The 15,913-nt window shown below is 65.9% G+C and carries 11 protein-coding genes; 3 read left to right on the plus strand and 8 right to left on the minus strand.

The annotated features are described in order from the left end of the window. The first annotated feature begins 109 nt into the window (after positions 1–109). The 3 genes from IT430_06870 to IT430_06880 are packed head-to-tail and all read left to right on the plus strand — an operon-like array spanning position 110 to position 3,320. Complete coding sequence (locus tag IT430_06870) at positions 110–706, plus strand: sigma-70 family RNA polymerase sigma factor (GenBank protein MCC6907643.1); 597 nt, start codon at positions 110–112, stop codon at positions 704–706. Continuing rightward, a complete protein-coding gene (locus IT430_06875; GenBank protein MCC6907644.1) occupies positions 703–2,316 on the plus strand; it encodes a serine/threonine protein kinase in 1,614 nt (537 codons plus the stop codon). Before IT430_06870 ends, IT430_06875 begins: the two co-directional genes overlap by 4 nt. A 41-nt stretch (positions 2,317–2,357) precedes the next feature. After that, positions 2,358–3,320, plus strand: coding sequence for a nuclear transport factor 2 family protein (locus IT430_06880; GenBank protein ID MCC6907645.1), 963 nt, complete (start codon positions 2,358–2,360; stop codon positions 3,318–3,320). A gap of 14 nt (positions 3,321–3,334) precedes the next feature. On the opposite strand, the gene IT430_06885 is transcribed toward IT430_06880, so the two are convergent. From IT430_06885 to IT430_06920, 8 genes are all read right to left on the minus strand, one after another. Beyond that, complete coding sequence (locus tag IT430_06885; protein ID MCC6907646.1) at positions 3,335–4,330, minus strand: sulfatase-like hydrolase/transferase; 996 nt, start codon at positions 4,328–4,330, stop codon at positions 3,335–3,337. A gap of 259 nt (positions 4,331–4,589) precedes the next feature. Continuing rightward, a complete protein-coding gene (locus IT430_06890) occupies positions 4,590–6,203 on the minus strand; it encodes a M28 family peptidase (protein ID MCC6907647.1) in 1,614 nt (537 codons plus the stop codon). 7 nt (positions 6,204–6,210) lie between these two features. Beyond that, a complete protein-coding gene (locus IT430_06895) occupies positions 6,211–7,599 on the minus strand; it encodes an amidohydrolase family protein (protein MCC6907648.1) in 1,389 nt (462 codons plus the stop codon). 11 nt (positions 7,600–7,610) lie between these two features. Continuing rightward, positions 7,611–8,957: an amidohydrolase family protein gene (locus IT430_06900; protein MCC6907649.1), complete on the minus strand. Its 1,347-nt coding sequence runs from the start codon at positions 8,955–8,957 to the stop codon at positions 7,611–7,613. A 113-nt stretch (positions 8,958–9,070) separates the two neighbouring features. Next, entirely contained in the window at positions 9,071–10,285 is a 1,215-nt protein-coding gene (locus IT430_06905; GenBank protein MCC6907650.1) for an amidohydrolase family protein, read from the minus strand. Between the two features lie 110 nt (positions 10,286–10,395). Beyond that, complete coding sequence (locus IT430_06910) at positions 10,396–13,200, minus strand: amidohydrolase family protein (protein ID MCC6907651.1); 2,805 nt, start codon at positions 13,198–13,200, stop codon at positions 10,396–10,398. Beyond that, a complete protein-coding gene (locus tag IT430_06915) occupies positions 13,197–14,699 on the minus strand; it encodes an amidohydrolase family protein (protein MCC6907652.1) in 1,503 nt (500 codons plus the stop codon). Before IT430_06915 ends, IT430_06910 begins: the two co-directional genes overlap by 4 nt. Positions 14,700–14,742: 43 nt before the next feature. Next, complete coding sequence (locus tag IT430_06920) at positions 14,743–15,801, minus strand: amidohydrolase family protein (GenBank protein ID MCC6907653.1); 1,059 nt, start codon at positions 15,799–15,801, stop codon at positions 14,743–14,745. Between the last annotated feature and the right edge of the window lie 112 nt (positions 15,802–15,913).

The raw sequence follows: 15,913 nt of genomic DNA on the forward strand, positions 1-15,913 counted from the left end.
GTTTCGGACCTTGACCACTTCGCCGAGGGGGAAAAAGGACGCTGAAACCGCACAATTCACCGCACGCTCGCGTCAAATCGGCTATGCTGTAGGCGGCTGGAGGTGGCTTATGCCCGATCCGCAGACGACTCGAACGACCAAGCCCGTTGAAGTCAAGGCGCCCGCTCCAGAGGCGGGTGATGCCGCTGAGGCGGCAGCGCGCGTGCTGCCGGCCATTTACGATGAACTCCGCGCGCTCGCCGCGAGCTACATGTCCCGCCGGCGGCCGGACCAGACGCTGCAACCGACCGCTCTGGTGCACGAGGCATACATGCGCCTGGCCGAGGGCCACAAGGTGGATGTCAAGAGCCGCACGCATTTCTTCGCCATGGCCGCCCAGGCGATGCGCTGGGTCCTCGCCGATCACGCCCGGCAGCGCTGCGCCGACAAGCGCGGCGGCGCCTGGCGCCGGGTCACGCTCAACGAGTCGCTCACGCCGGACAAGGCGAACGCCGAACTTGACACCACGACGCTGCTGGATGTGCTCGATGCGCTCTCGAAGAAGGATGCTCGCGCCGCACGCATCGTCGAGTTGCGCTTCCTCGCCGGGTTGAGCATCGCCGAAACGGCGCAGGCGATGGAACTTTCCGAAGGCACGATCAAGAACGAGTGGCGCTGGGTGCGAGCGTGGCTCATCGAGCAACTCGCGCAGGAGCGGACTACGTGAACGATGGGGCCGGGTACGATCGCGCCAAGGAACTCTTCCTCGCGGCGTACGAACTTCCCGCCGCTCAGCGAGCTTCGCTTCTCGACCGCGAGTGCGCAGGCGATGCCCAGTTGCGGGCCCGCGTCGAGAACCTGCTGGCTCTCGATTCTGCGGCAACGGATGTCGGCGGAACGAGCGGATACGAGGGACCGAGCGCCTTCGAGCGGCCGCTGCCCGAGCGCATCGGGCCGTATCGCGTGACCGGCGTGATCGGTGAGGGCGGCATGGGAACGGTCTATGAGGCGGTGCAGCGCCGGCCGGAGCGGCGCGTCGCACTCAAGGTCATTCGAGGCGTACTTGCAACCACCCAGGCGATGCGGCGCTTCGAGCGGGAGGTCGAGCTGCTCGGGCGGCTCCGCCATCCGCAGATGGCCCAGATCTACGACGCCGGCGTGCATCACGAGGAAGGACTGCCGAGCCGGCCGCTGCCGTACTTTGCGCTTGAACTCGTCAACGGCAAGCCGATCACGGATTACGCCGCCGAAAAGGACCTCACGATCGAACAGCGCCTGCGGCTGATCATCCGCCTGTGCGATGCCGTGGGCTACGCGCACCGCAAGGGTGTGATTCACCTCGACCTCAAGCCCGGCAACATCCTCGTCGATTACGCCGGACACCCGAAGATTCTCGACTTTGGCATCGCGCGCGCGACGGAGCAGGAGCCTTCCGAAGGCGCCGACCCGGATCGGCCGCGGGTGGTCATGGGCACCGTGCCCTACATGAGCCCCGAACAGATTCGCGGCGAGCCCAACGAGATCGACACGCGCTCGGACATCTACGCGCTCGGGGCGGTCTGCTACGAACTGCTCGCCGGCTCCACGCCGCACGGCACCGAGCACTCTTCGCCCGGCGAGGCGGTGGATCGCGTGCTTCAGTGCGATCCCATGCCAATCAACCAGGTCGCTTCGCGATACATCCCGCGCGACCTGGAGCGCATCGTTCTCAAGGCGCTCCGCCGCTCGCGCGAGGATCGCTATCAGACGACGCAGGAACTGGCGCACGACCTCGAACGCTACCTGGCCGGCCTGCCCGTGTCCGTCACGCCCCACACGGCGTGGTATGTCACGCGGCTGTTCGCGGCGCGGCACCGGTTGGTTGTGGCCGCCGCCTCGCTGGCGGCTGTGCTGCTGCTGGCGCTGAGCGCACGACTGGCCGCGCTGAGCGTGTCAGCGCGCGACGTTCAAGCCCAGCGCGATGCGATGCGATCCATGATCGAGGCGATGATTCTCGATCCGCTCCCACCCGAGCGACCGCAGAGCCAACTCGACCGCCTCACGGCATGGCGCGATCAGGCGGCGGGGGTGCTCGAACCGGACGACCCGGTCATTGCGCTGCTCAACGTTTCGATCGGCCGGGCGATGCTGTTCTCAGGACAGGAAGCGACGGCGCGAGTCGTGCTCGAGTCGGCGGGAAACAACGTCCTGACGCTGCTGGGCTGGAACGATCCGAGATCAAAGGCCGCGGCGGCGATCATTGCCGACTGCCTCGATCGCCTCGGCGAAGCCGACGAAGCTAAGTGGTGGCGGGAAAGGGCCGGGTCGCCGCCACCCGACGCGAACCCGCCCGGCTAACGCCGCATCGCATTCGAACCCCACGTGGAAATGGAGTCCTCATGTTCGCCGCCGCTGTGCTGAGTCTGTCTTTGTCCATGACGGCCGACCTCCCCGCCTCGGGTGTCGTCGCTGATTCGTTTACCACGGTCTACGTCGTGCGCCACGCCGAGAAGAGCGCCGGCGACGGGCGCGAACGTGATCCCGGTCTCTCCGCAGCCGGCACAGCGCGGAGCGAAGCGCTCGCCCGGACTCTGGCGGATGCGCCGATCGCCGCAGCGTTCGCCACCGAATTCCGCCGCACGCAGCAGACCATCGAACCGACGGCAAAGAGCCACTCCATCGACGTCACCATCGCCGCAGCGCGCGACCCGGCGGCGCTGGCGGCGCGGATCGGCAGCGAATTTCGCGGCCGCAGCGTGCTTGTGGCCGGCCATTCGAACACGGTCCCCGCGCTGCTGGGCGCGCTGGGTGTGGCTGATCCTCCGGCGCTGACTGAGTCGGACTACGACGATCTGTTCGTGGTCACCTTGCGCGACGAAGCGCCGCCGCTGATGGTGCACTTGCACTACGGCGCATTGGACCCAAGCGAAGCGCTCCGCGATCAACTGGCTGACGAAGCCGCCGCATTGCTCGACGCCTTTCACGACGCCGCGGCAAAGGCGGATGAAGAGCGGTACTTCGCCTGCTTCGCAGAGGACGGCTTGTTTCTGGGTACGGATGCGACCGAGCGCTGGACGCTGGCGGAGTTCAAAGCCTTCGCCCTGCCGCACTTTCAAGGCGAGTCCGCGTGGGTGTATGCGCCGCGCAGCAGGATCGTGAACGTCTCAGATGACCTCGCCTGCGCGTGGTTTGACGAGCAATTGGAGAGCGAAAAGTACGGCCTTTGCCGGGGCACGGGCGTGCTGCGCCGGCTGGGCGGCCAGTGGCGCATCGTGCAATACCACCTGACGATGCCGATACCCAACGAACTCGCTGCGGAAACCGCAAGGCGCATCCGATCGCACACGGGCGGCGGCAAGTAGCCCCGCCAGCACGTTCAGGCGGGGACCTGAGGGTCGGTCTTCTGGCGCACGACCTCGACCATCGGCGGCTCTTTCTTCTCGCGCGGCCGCAGGTGCATGACCATCGGCACCTTCATCACCTTGTCGTGATAGAGACAGTGGCCCCACAGACCGTCCTCGCCGTGGCAGTCGCCGTGATCGGCGCACGCGACGATCGAGGCGCCCGCCTTCTGGAAGGCCTTGATAAGCGGCTCGATCTGTTTATCCACGAATTCCAGGCACCACGTCTGGCGGTCGCGGCACTCCTGGGCGTTGTTGTTGTGCTCGAGTTTGTTGGACACGCACGGGTTGTTGGTCGGCCACGGCGCGCCGCGGTGCCGATACGGCGTGTGCGTCTCGCCGATGTTCATGAACAGAAACAGCGGCCGCTTCGGATGGGCCGCCATCTGCGTCAACAGGAACTTCACCTGCGCTTCAACGTCGGTCGCCGTGTAGCGGAACTTCTGGAACTCCGAAGTCAACATGAAGCACGTGGGCACCTGCGGGTCGAACCAGCGCATCGCGCCAGTGCCGACCGTGACGTAGCCGAGTCGGTTGAATCCCTCGATGATGTTCTTGCCTTCGAGTTGCATGTAGTCGTCGGGCCTGCCCGGCGCGATGCGGTTCTGCAGGCGGAAGATGCGGCCGATGGTGGGGTTGAGCAGCGGCTCGCGCGACTGGCCGACGCGCGGCGTGATGCCGACGAACATCGCCGTGTGCGAAGGCAGCGTAAACGTCGCCGGGGCCTCGGCCTCGATCAGTGGCCCGATCGACTTGAGATTGGGGCATTCGGCGCGCACGAAGGTGTCGTAGCGGCATGAGTCGATGGTGATGAACAGGACCGACTCGGGATGAATGCCCCGCTGCTCGACGGTCGCCAGCGCCTGCTCGGGGTCGACCTGGCGCGCCTGTCGATTGGCCCACAGGCGGGCAAGTTCGCCTTTGTGCATGGCTCGTCGGGCGAGCCGAACGATTTTGCGAAGCTTGGGCACTTCGGCCGACCTCCTCAAGCGGCCGCCCCACGTCCCCCGGTTCCATTCGGGACAACTCGACCCAATGTTCCAGGTTCCATGAGGCTGGCACTCAGACAGCCCACTGGCAGACCCGGTGGAGAGGTTGGCGACTCGCACTGTGCTGCCCGATAGTAGAACCACTTTGGCTGGATGGGTAATCTGACCGGCCGCGTTTGGCCGGCCGCCCTTCGACCGGCCACTTGCGAGGCACGGCCGAGCCGCTTGTATATCGGACCCGTCAGGGCTGCTCGACGCCGTGCAGTTTCCGCCAGGCTTCCACGTATCCACCCGTGCGCGGGTGATCCTCGCGCCACGTGGGCGGCTCCGCGGCGTCCGCCAGCAAATACAGCCCCAGCGCCGTCATGCGGTTGATCCGGCTGAGGTTCTCGTAATCCACCTTCTCCCAGTGATCGCCCCGGGCGTGGTAGTCCGGGTACTCGTACGCGACGCACAGGGTATGCGCGGGAATGCCCCGGCCGGCGAAGACGATGTTGTCGCTGCGGCGGAAGAACGACTCGCTGTTGGCGGGATGGTTGAAGACCTCAATGCCCAAGGCGCGACCGGCCTCGACGAGCGTGTCCGCCACGGTCGAAAACGCGAAACCCGTCAGCGAAGCCCGGCTGACCTGCGGACCTTCGGTGCTGTCGGTGCGGCCAACCTGTTCAAGGTTCAGATTCGCGATGGACTTCTCAAGCGGCACGATCGGGTGGGCGGCGTAGTACTGCGAGCCGAGCATCCCCTTCTCTTCGCCGAAGACGGTCATGAACAGAATGCTTCGCGCGGGCCGATCCGCCTCGGGCAGCGACGCCAGCGCCCGCGCCAGGGCGATGACGCTGACGGTGCCGCTGCCGTCGTCGTTGGCGCCGTTGAAGATGCGGTCTCCATCAACCGGCGAATCGGCGCCGAGGTGGTCGTAATGCGCGGTCACGATGATGTACTCGTCGCGCAATGCGTGGTCGCTGCCGCGCAGCATGCCGACCACGTTGCGCAGCCGCACTGGTTCATCGCGCGGCGGCCCGAGCGTCAGGTCGATCGCGGCGTCGGCCGGCCCATTCTCCAGGCCGTCAAAAAGCGCTGCGACCGCGGGGTCGTGCGACCAGAGCAGGGGCGGCTGTTCGAAAAAGCCCCGGCCGCGCTGCTGAGGGGATTGCGGATCGATCAGCTCCCCGCTGCCAAAACCGCCGCCGTTCTCACTGGTGCGGTCGATGGAGATCACCGCGACGACGCCGGCTGAGGCCAGTTTCGGCAAGAGGGCCTGCATGGCGCGGAAGACATCGCCCCGCTGACGCGGATCGACGGTGCGGAAATTGGGCAGATCGGTGAGCACCACGGCGCCTTTGAGCGCCTCGGCGTTCAGCTGGTCCACCGCTTCTGGCGCGCCTGAGGCAATGCGCACCAGAGGCGCATCATCGAGACTGAATTCGTCATCCGTGAAGATCGTCGAGCGCTCGTACGCAAGTGCAATAGGGCGCCCCGCAGCGGTGATGCTGCCCGAGAATGCTTCGCCTCCTCGCGTGCGCACGACCCAGTTCGCCGTCTGGAAATACCCGTCGTCGCCGATTGGCTCAAGCCCCGCGCCGCGGAACTGAGCCGCGATGTAGTGGGCCGCCACTTCCTGGCCGCGCGACGGCGTGTCGCGGCCTTCGAGCAGGTCACTGGCGATGAACGACAGATCGCCGCAGAGCGACTGCGGTGTGATGCGATCGAGGGCAACCCGCAGCGACTCCGGCACGCGCTGCCACACATCCGCCGCCGCCGGCTCCTGGCCCAAGCCCGCAGTCGCTGCGCCGGCAAGCACAGCGCCGAGCGCGATGGCGCGCAGCGCGCCGAGCCAACGTGTTCGTTGCATCATGAGTCCCTCAAGGCTGCTCGGGCGACGGCGCGGCCTTGCGCCACTCGGCGCCGAGGCGGCGCGGCCAGTAGTCGTCCGGCGGCGGGGCATTCACGTCGCCGTCGGGCCGGATATGGCTGTAGATGCCTTCCTTTTCCTTGTCGTAGGCGACGCGGCCGTTGACGACCGTCCAGCGCGCCAGCGTCATGTAGTGCAGCAGATCGCCGTCGGTGATGACAAAGTCCGCGGCTTTGCCGACCTCGATCGAGCCGACCCGGTCGTCGATGCCCAGGATGCGCGCCGCATCGATGGTGACGGTGCGCACGGCGTCGTCGTTGCTCAGCCCGCCGCGCACGGCAAAGGCGGCTTCGAGCGCCAGGTGGAGCAGGTCGCGCCCCGCGAGCCCGCCAAGGCTGATGCTGTAGCCAGGCCCGAAGAGGCTGCCCACCGGCGTCACCGCCACGCGGATGCCGTGGTCATGCAGGATGCGCGCGTTCTCGATCGTCGATCCCGTCGGCCGGTTGAACTGCGGATCCTCATCGACGCGCTGGCGCGGCGTGATGATGGCCGCCATGCCGGCGCGCGACATCCGTGGCGCCACCGTCCACGCCTCGTACGCGCCGCGCACGACCATGCGAATGCCGTAGGTGTCGGCCAGTTCGCAATACTGCAGCAGTTCGTGCGAGTTGTTGGCGTCGATGACGGCGACCGCGTCGCCCTTGAGCAGTTTGAGATACGACTCGTACTGCCCGCGAATCCACTTGTTGTCGGGCTCTTTTGCCTCGGGGTTGCGGCGTTTCTCTTCTTCCCATGCCGCCACGTCGCGCAGGTACTGGCGGACGCGATCGAGGCCCTCGCGCACGCGCCGCTTGCCGCCCGGATCGCGCGACGACCACGAGAGCGACTCGAAGAGACTGCGGCGCACGATCATGTCGTCGAGCGTGCCGTAGGTGAGTTTGGCGGCTACGTCGCCGCTCACGGCCGTCGTGATGCCCGCCGCGAGCGCCAGCGACATGTTGAACGAATAGACATCGGTGCCGTCTTCCGGACTCGATCCGCTGTGGATTCCGCTGCTGCGCACGGCGACGAGGCCGGGGTAGACATGCAGACCGCTCGCGTCGATTGACTCGGCGTCCGGCGGGATCTGCAGGTTGTTGCCGATGGCGAAGATGTGGCCGTTGCGGCAGAGAATCGTCGCACCGTCGAGCACGGGGCCGGACACGGTGTGCACGGTGCCGCCGGTCACGGCAAACCAGCGCTCCTCTTCGACTTCCTCCTCTTGCGGCGGCGGCGCGGACTCGGCCTGCGGAGGCGCCGGCGGCGGCTGGTCGCGGCGGCCGCGGCGCGGCTGCGCCAGCGCCGGCGCGGCGACGACGCCGATCAGCAGACCGATGAAGACCTCTCGAAGCCGGACCATTCCCGTCGCCATCATCGATTCGCCTGCCTTTCGTCGCGCTCCCAGACCACTTCGCCACCCACCATGACGCGCTGCACGCGGGCCGCTGGGTCGAGCACGTCGCCGTCGAGGAAGATCAGGTCAGCCGTCTTGCCCTTCTCGATCGATCCGAACTTCCTTTCCATGCCGATGAACTTCCACGGGTTGATCGTGATCGCTTTGATCGCGTCCGCCCGGCTCAATCCGGATCGAACCTGATCCGCGAGACGCGTGCGGTACTGCTCGAGTTCGAAGGTGCTGTCCGAGCCGGGCGTGAGAGCGATCTCGCAGCCCTTTTCGATCAGCAGCGCGACGGGGTTGTTGCGGTTGACCGTCTGCGGAAGCCTGCCGATGAGTCCGTGCGCCAGCACAAAGGCTTTCTTCTCGCCGAGCTGCTCGGCGATGAGATGAAAGTCGGTCGAGATGCCCAGCCGCAGGTAGTAGTTGTGCGCGAGTTCCTTGTGGTCCTTGAGCACATCCTGAGCGTGCAGGTAATCCGAGGCGCTTCCGAGGATGATCAGCGCCTTGACGCCCGCCTTCTTCTGGATGAGATCGACGAGCGGCTGATGCGCAGGATCGATTTTGGGCGGCTCAAATTCCTTGGGCTTTTCCTCCTTGGGAGGCTCGCTCTTGCCCCCTTCGGCAGTTTTGGCTTCGCCGGGCGTGCCCTCGCCGGGCTTGGGCTGCGGAGGCTGGGGTTTGTCGCCCTCCTTCTTCTCGCCCTTTTCTTCCTCAGCCTTCTTCTTTGCCTCTTCGGCTTCTTTCTTCTGCTTCTCGTCCCACTCCTTGCGGGCCTTTTCGACCTTGTCGATCTCGGCCTGGGCCTGCTTGAGCGCGCCGCGCAGCGTGCCCTTGTCGCCCGAAGGATCCGTCATCCACACCACGAGGTAGTTCTGCGCGTCGAGCACGCGCTGGTCATCCGCCCCGGCCGTTCGATACACGCTCGCCACGCCGGGAATCCCGCCGCCTGGCGGGCACCACGCCACCGCGGTGTAGCCGTTGCTCACGAGCGGCTCGAAGTCGATTTCGCTGAGAATGACGTGGTCGGCGCCGGTGTAGTTGCCGTGCACGCCACTGCGGTTGTAGTTGGGCAGGCCGAAGCGGCTGAAGGCGTTGAGCAGCCCGGGCATGACGGTCTGGTCGGACGCGTCGATCACCGTGGCGCCCGCGGGATACTCGAGGCGCTTGCCGACGAGTTCAACTTTGCCGTCGCGAATGATGATGTCGCCGCCGTCGATCTCTTCGCCGGTGACGGTGATGATGTGCCCGGCCTTGATGACGACGATCTTTTCGTCGTCGATGCGCGCCTGCGCCGAACTCACCGTCAAAGCAACACCCATTGCCGCAAGAAGGCTCATAAAGCGCAAAAGGGGGTTGAATCGAACTCGTCCACTCAGATTCATCTGACTTCCTCTTTTGTGTCTCTTGTGCCTCTTCGCGGCCAGTGCCGCCTTCAGAACCGCCGCATGCCTTCACGGGCGTCGCGCACGATCTTGCCGTCAATAACCGTCATCCAGCAAATCGATCGCGGATCGATCGGGTCGCCGGACCAGATGGCGAAATCCGCATCCATGCCGGGCTTGAGCGAGCCGACGCGATCTTCGAGTTGCAGCGCTTCAGCGCCGATGCGCGTCAGGCCGCGGATCGCTTCGTACGTCGTCCAGCCGTAGTAGCACGCCATGGCGGCCTGGTAGGAGAGTTCCTCCTGCGGGATGACGGGCGAGTCGGTGTTGATGCCGAGTTTGGGAATGCCGCCCTGCCACCACCGGGCCGCGTTGCCGAAGATCTTGCGCTGCGTGCCGTCGAAGTAGAGCTGTCGCGGCCCGTTGATGGTAATGACATCCTGCCCTTCGATGACCAGCGGCGCGGTCTTGTAGCCGTCAAACGTGCTGTGGTCGAGGACGGTCTTGATGCCGAACTGCTTGTGCACCAGCATCAGTGTCATCATGACGACCTGGTACTGCTGCGTATGCATGGAGGCAATGAACTTGCCGCTGAACAGGTCGCGGAATGCATCGAAGGTGGGGCTGAAGAGCGGCTGCTCCTTGGTCTTACCCGCTTCGAAATCATCCCACGCCTGGTCGTAGTCCTTGCCTTCCTGAAGCGTCTGGCGCAGGTTGTAGTTCATGAACGAGCGGCCGACGCGGAACCAGTAGCGCTCGGGGTTGCCCGCCTGGGCGATCTTGATCGATGCCGGGAACTTGATGACGAGGTCTTCGACGAGCCCATCGCCGAATTTGACCGCGGTGCCCAGACCGCTCATGTTCGTGCCGCTGCCGGAGATGAGCAGAGCCGTCGTCACGCCGCCGGCCCGCGCGAGTTTGAAGTTCTCCGTGCCGGGGTTCACCGACTCGAGCGTGCGCAGATCGGGGTTGGTCAGGTAGACGTAGTCGTGCAGGTCGGTCGATGCACCGGCCTCGTGGCAATGCAGTTCGACAAAGCCAGGCACGAGCCAGCACTGGGGCAACTCAATGACCTCGACGCCCTCCGGAACGCTCACCTGCGATGCCTTGCCGACCTGCTGGATCTTGCCGTCCTTGACGAGCACGACCGCGTTGTTGATCACGCTGTCGCGATCATCCATCGTGATGACCTTGCCGACGCGATAGGCGCTGACTTCCTGTGCCTCGACAGCACGCACAAAGGGCGAGGCCGCCAGGAGGCTCACGATGCACAATCGCACAGCGGTGCTCCCTCGTACGGATGGCTGACAGAATTGAGTTCGCATAGAAGTCCTCCTTGCGCTTCCGGCGCCTCTTCGCGGCCAGTTGATGACTTTCACCGCTGCACCTCCTGGCCGTTGATGAACACTCGCTCCACGCGGGTGGCGGCGTCGAATGGGTATCCGGAGAAGATGACGAGATCGCCGTCTTTGCCCGCTTCAAGCGAGCCGACTCGATGGTCGATCTGGTACATCCTCGCCGCGCCGATGGTCATCGCCTCGAGCACATCCTCGGCCGACATGCCGCGCTCGATCGCGTAGAGGCCGACGGTGGGCAGGGTGCGGGCGCCGTCCTCGGCGTTGCTCTGGAATGCGACGGGGATTCCCTGCCGCCGGAGATCATCCCCCTGGTGATACGGCTGGCGCTTCTCGGTGCGCATCACACTCGTCGGCAGCACCACACCGGCCTTGCCCGCTTTGATCTTCTCGATGGTCAGCCTCGCATCTTCGGCTCCGAGCAGCACGATGTGCTCGATCTTGTACTGCTCGGTGAGCACCGCCAGAACCGCCTCGATCTCCGCGGCCGAACCGGCGGACACGAGCGCAGGAATCTTGCCCGTCAGCAGCGAACGGATCGGCTCGAGCGCTTCGTCGATTGGCGGCGGGAGCGGGCGGCCATCTTCGCCGGTCGTCTTGCGCCGCGTGCGCGTGACTTTGAACTGCGTGCTCTCCTTGTCGATGCGACGCATCTCGATCTCGACCTGGATCATGCCGCGCAGCCCGGCCGTGCCCTTGATGTGGTCCGGCTCGATGATCTCGCCTTCCCAGAACGGCGGGGCGGGAAGATCCACAGGCGCATCGATCTCGACCGTGCCCGACACCTTCGTGCCGCTGAGCGTGCCGGTGATGCGGTGCTCGACCTCGGTCGCTTCGGGCGGGTCGGTCATGCGCCCTTCGATCTGGCTGCCGTTGAGATTGAGCGCGACCTTGCCTTCAACGGGTTCGGGCATGGGGCCGCCGGAGGCGCGGACCGACCACGTGCCCGTGATCGGATCCTCTTCGGGCTTCTTGTCGGGTTCTTCAACGACCTCGGGCTGCTCGACGGGTTCGAGTTTGCCCTCGGCCTTCTTCTTTTCCCACTCGGCGAGGTCCTTCTCGTACTTCTCCCACTTCTCGAGGTACTTCTTGCCCGCTTCGAGCGGCTGCTTGAGCGCACCTTCGATCGACTCCGGATCGTTGCCGCGCACGTCAAACGCCACGGCCGCCGTCGGGCTGATGACGCGCTGCTCGCGCGAGTCGCCGGCGGTCTTGACGGCCGTAACCTGCGAGCCGCGATTGTGGAAGCGGTACGGCGCGGCGAGCACGGTCGTTACGCCCGCGGCGGCGACGCGCTGCTCGGCCACGTCAGTCACGCCATAGAGAGGCGCCAGCGAGAGATTCGGCGCCAGCGAGCCCGAGTCACCGTCGAGGCCGAGATGACCGAAGCCGTCGATGAGGCCCGGCGCGATGAACGAGTCCGGGCCGGCATCCACAACCTGCGCATCCACCGGCACAGGCACGCGCTTGCCCACGGCGACGATGCGGCCGTCTTCGATCAGCACCGACCCATCACTGAGCCAGTTGTCGGGGCCGAGCCAGAGCGTCCCGCCGCGCACCACGAGCGACTCGCGCGACGGAGTCCGCCACGCCGTTCGACCGCCCACGTAGACGCGCTGCACGTGCGTCGTCGTGTCAAGCGGGTGCCCGGTGAGCACGAGCATGTCGGCGTCGCGGCCGGGCGCGATCGAGCCCACACGATCTCCGACGCCGAGCAGTTCGGCCGGCACGCGCGTGATGGCTTCGAGTACCACCTTTTCACTCAGGCCGGATCTCCGGGCCATCGCCGCGCCCAGGCGCAGATCGACATCAGCGCCCGCGGCGCTCATCGCCAGCGCCAGTCGCACGCCTTCCAGGGCCGCCAGATCGGTCACCTCGGGCGAGAGCGCATCGGGATCGGAGCCGACGTTCGCGCCCGGCGAGTGCAGGTCCGCATCAATCGTGTAGACCAGCGGCACGCCTGACGAGCGAAGTTCATCCGCGACCGTGGACGACTCGAACCCGCCGACGAGGTAGCCGCCGCGACCGTTCGACTCGATGAAGCCGATGGCGCCGACGATATCTTCAGCCCGCTGCGCCTGCACGCGGAGCAGGCGCTTGTCCTTCCACAATCGACCGAGGATTTCGCTCTGGTAGTCGTACTCCTGGCCGGGCTGGCGCGGGCTCACCGCGGCGGCGATCGCCTCGCGCAGCGCGAGGTACTGGTCGATTCTCGACGACGGCCGCTGGCGCACCGCCGGCTCGATGAGATTGTCCGGCGAAGGCTTGGTGAGGAACTCGACGATGTTGGGTGGATTGAAAACCGATTCACCCAGCGTGATCGTGAGATCGCTCGAATCGACAAGCACGCGCGACGCCGCTGGTCCGGCCAGGCGGACGACGGCTCCCTGCCCGCCCACCAGGCGGTGCCAGCCGGGCGAGAGATGAACGGTGGTTACCCCACCTGCGAGAAGCGAGCGATAGTCGCCGTACACATCGAAGGCATCGACGGCGCGATATCCCGGCCCGATCGACTCATCGCCGCTGTGCGAGCCGGCGAGATCTGAAGCCGCGGCCACAAAGCCGGGCGTGATGGTTGCGTCGGGCAGGTGCGTCACCGGGACGTCGGCGGGAACATCGATATCATCTGCGCGCCCCACGGCGGTAATACGGCCGTCGATTACCAGAATCACGCCGTCTTCGATCACCCAATCAAGATCAGGCGACACCGGCATGACGCGGCCGGCGCGGAGCGCGAAACTCGGCCCGTCCGCGCGAGTCGTCTGCGGCAGCGCCATGAGCAAGGCCGTTGCGACCAGCGGCAGCAGCGTTCGGAGCGATCTCATTGGCCGTCTCCCCGGCGCCGGCGCTCACGGCCGCCCTCGGCGGGCGAGTCGCTGCCACCTTCGGCGGGTTTTGGCTCAGCGCCTTCACCGTTGCCGGGCTGCGGCTTGGGCTCGGTCTGCTCGGCTTCCTTCGCCTTGGCCGCCTCCTCAGCCTCCTTCTTTGCCTGCTCGGCCTTTCGCTGCACATCTTCGAGCCGGAGGATCTCGGCCAGCCGCGGATCATCATTGCGGTCGTACGCCATGATGCCGTCGATGTACACCTGCTCGACCCAGGAGTCGAAGTCGAGCGGATCGCCGCTGTAGATCACGAGGTTGGCGGTCTTTCCCGGCTCGATCGAGCCGAGTCGATCACCCATGCCGAGCATTTTCGCGGGATTGAGCGTGATCGACTCGAGAGCCGTCTGACGCGGGATGCCGTTGCGCACGCACAGCGCCGCCTGGTAGGTCAGGTAGCGCTCGGCCATCGACGAATTGGGATTCGGCTGGAGGGCGAACATGAGGCCCGCTTCGTGAACCTTGGCGGGAATGAACGTCTCGCTGATCTCACCGGTGATGGGATCGCGCTCTCGATAGAAGAGGTCCTCGGGCAGCACAACCGGCCGGCCGGCCTTCTTGAGTTCACCGATCGCCTTGAACGTCGCGTCTCCCAGCAGCAGGATGGTGTGTTCGAGGAAACCCTGCTCGGTCGCCAGCGCAATGGCGGGGGCGACATCCATCGGCGCGCCGACGTAGATCCACGCGTCAAAGTCGCCACGCTTGAGACGCATCAGATTGAGATGCGCATCGTCGTAGTCGGCGTCGGTGAGCTTCTCGCGGCCGCGCTTGGCTGCCTCGCTCGGGCCGACATCCACCTTCTTCTTGTCCTTCTCGAGTTCGTCCTCGTACTTCTTTTCCGCAATGGTGTCGATGTATTCCTGCAGTTCGCGAAAGGTCTCGCGGAATGTCGCCATCTGCTGCATGCGGTCGTAGCCGTTGCGCGGCGAGGCGCTCATCTTGATGGCGGTGTATAGATCAACCGTCATCTCGTCGGGCGTCAGGCCGATGGGCCGCACGACACGGCTCATGCCGGCAATAACGGTGTTGTGGCCCTGCATGACGTGAATGGACGTGATCCCGTCGCGAAGCGCATCTTCGAAGTACAGCCGCGACGGGTCCATCGCGTCGCCGACGTCGAGGAAGGGCGCGACGGGCAGGCTCTCGTTGGCGATGTCCAGGCCGCGCCACGATTGCGGTTCGATGAGCCCGGGCATGATCACCTTGCCCGTGCAGTCGATCTCCATCGCGTCGAAAGGAATTGGCACGTCAGTGCCGACCGCGGCGATCTTGCCGCGCTCGATGAGGATCGTGGCGCCGTCGATATCTGGTCCGACGACGGGGATGACGCGCGCGCCCGTGAGGGCGACTTTCTCAGGGGGAGCGGCCAAGGCGCGTGGCCGGCCGGAAGCAAGAAAGCACGTCGCAACGGCCACACCAATCAGGCCACAACGCAGAGGTTTCATCAACGATTGCTCCCGTCTACAGATTCAGACTCACTCGACCGCCTCAGCGGGCGTCGTAGACCAGTTTCCCATCCATCACCACCGCCACCGGGCGCGAGGTTGATGCAAACGGCGCGCCGTTCCACACCACCAGGTCGCCGCGCTTGCCGACTTCGATCGATCCGACTTCGTCGGCGATGCCGAGCATCTTCGCGGGCGTCAGCGTCACCGCCTTGAGCGCCTCGTCGAAGCTCAGGCCGGCGCGCATGGCGTACATCGCCTGCCGGGCCAGGCCGTCCTCTTCGCGCAGGTCCATGGCCGTGATCGCCGGCTCGAGCCCGGCGTCGAACAGCATCTTGATCGTGGACAGGCGCGACTCGCGAGTTTCCTCTGAAAACGCCCGCACGCCGGTCGGATCGACGTAGATCGGGCCGAAGATGACCGGCGCGTGATGCGCCGTGATAGCCGACATGCACTTGTACGCTTCCGTCGCTTCGACGAGCGTGAACTTCAGGCCGAACTCATCCGCCAGCCGGTACGCCGTCTCGATGTCGCGCTGCAGGCGGGCCTTGATGCGCAGCGGCATCTGTCCTTCGCGAACGGCGCTGAGCGATTCGAACGCCTCGACGGGAGGCTGGTCGGCGCCGGTTACAGGCTGGCCGGCCGCGTGCTTTTCGGCGTCGTAGAAGGCCTTGCGGAACACCCAGGCCACACCCATGCGCGAATTGGGCCGGCGGGTGCGGTTGGTCACGTAGGTGCCGAAGGGACTCTGGTTGCCGCCGCCGAATCGGAAGGAATCGGAGCCGAACGACGCGAGCACATCACCAGAATCCTGCATGACGCGGCTCTTGATCGGCCCGGCCGTGCGCACGACGGCGCCGCGAGGCCCGATGACCGCCGCCGAATCCGGCGCTGCAAACACCGTCGTCACGCCGCCTCGCACCAGCCGATCGAAGTCCGGCGAGCGGAAGTTGATCGAATCCACCACATAAGTATGCGGCACCACTTCGGATGACGACTCGACGAGCGAACTGCGCGGCGCCAGGCCGGAGGCATAGCGAAGCCGATCGATGCCCGACATGATGACCTGGCCGCACACGGGGCATACGTTGCCTTCGCCCATGCCTTCGTGCGACGCCGCCAGCGCGCATTCGCTGCCATCGCAGCACGACTCGCCATCCACGATGTTGTCTGGCTGGACCCACGTCAGTTCCGGCGCGGCCAGCGGATCGGCC

This window comes from Phycisphaerales bacterium (assembly GCA_020852515.1).
Lineage (GTDB): Bacteria > Planctomycetota > Phycisphaerae > Phycisphaerales > UBA5793 > UBA5793.

Coding starts and splice junctions, on each gene's coding strand:
- IT430_06890 (MCC6907647.1), bottom strand. CDS start 6,203: ATGATGCAACGAACACGTTGGCTCGGCGCGCTGCGCGCCATCGCGCTC.
- IT430_06900 (MCC6907649.1), bottom strand. CDS start 8,957: ATGGGTGTTGCTTTGACGGTGAGTTCGGCGCAGGCGCGCATCGACGAC.
- IT430_06915 (MCC6907652.1), bottom strand. CDS start 14,699: ATGAAACCTCTGCGTTGTGGCCTGATTGGTGTGGCCGTTGCGACGTGC.
- IT430_06880 (MCC6907645.1), top strand. CDS start 2,358: ATGTTCGCCGCCGCTGTGCTGAGTCTGTCTTTGTCCATGACGGCCGAC.
- IT430_06910 (MCC6907651.1), bottom strand. CDS start 13,200: ATGAGATCGCTCCGAACGCTGCTGCCGCTGGTCGCAACGGCCTTGCTC.
- IT430_06870 (MCC6907643.1), top strand. CDS start 110: ATGCCCGATCCGCAGACGACTCGAACGACCAAGCCCGTTGAAGTCAAG.
- IT430_06895 (MCC6907648.1), bottom strand. CDS start 7,599: ATGGTCCGGCTTCGAGAGGTCTTCATCGGTCTGCTGATCGGCGTCGTC.
- IT430_06920 (MCC6907653.1), bottom strand. CDS start 15,801: ATGGGCGAAGGCAACGTATGCCCCGTGTGCGGCCAGGTCATCATGTCG.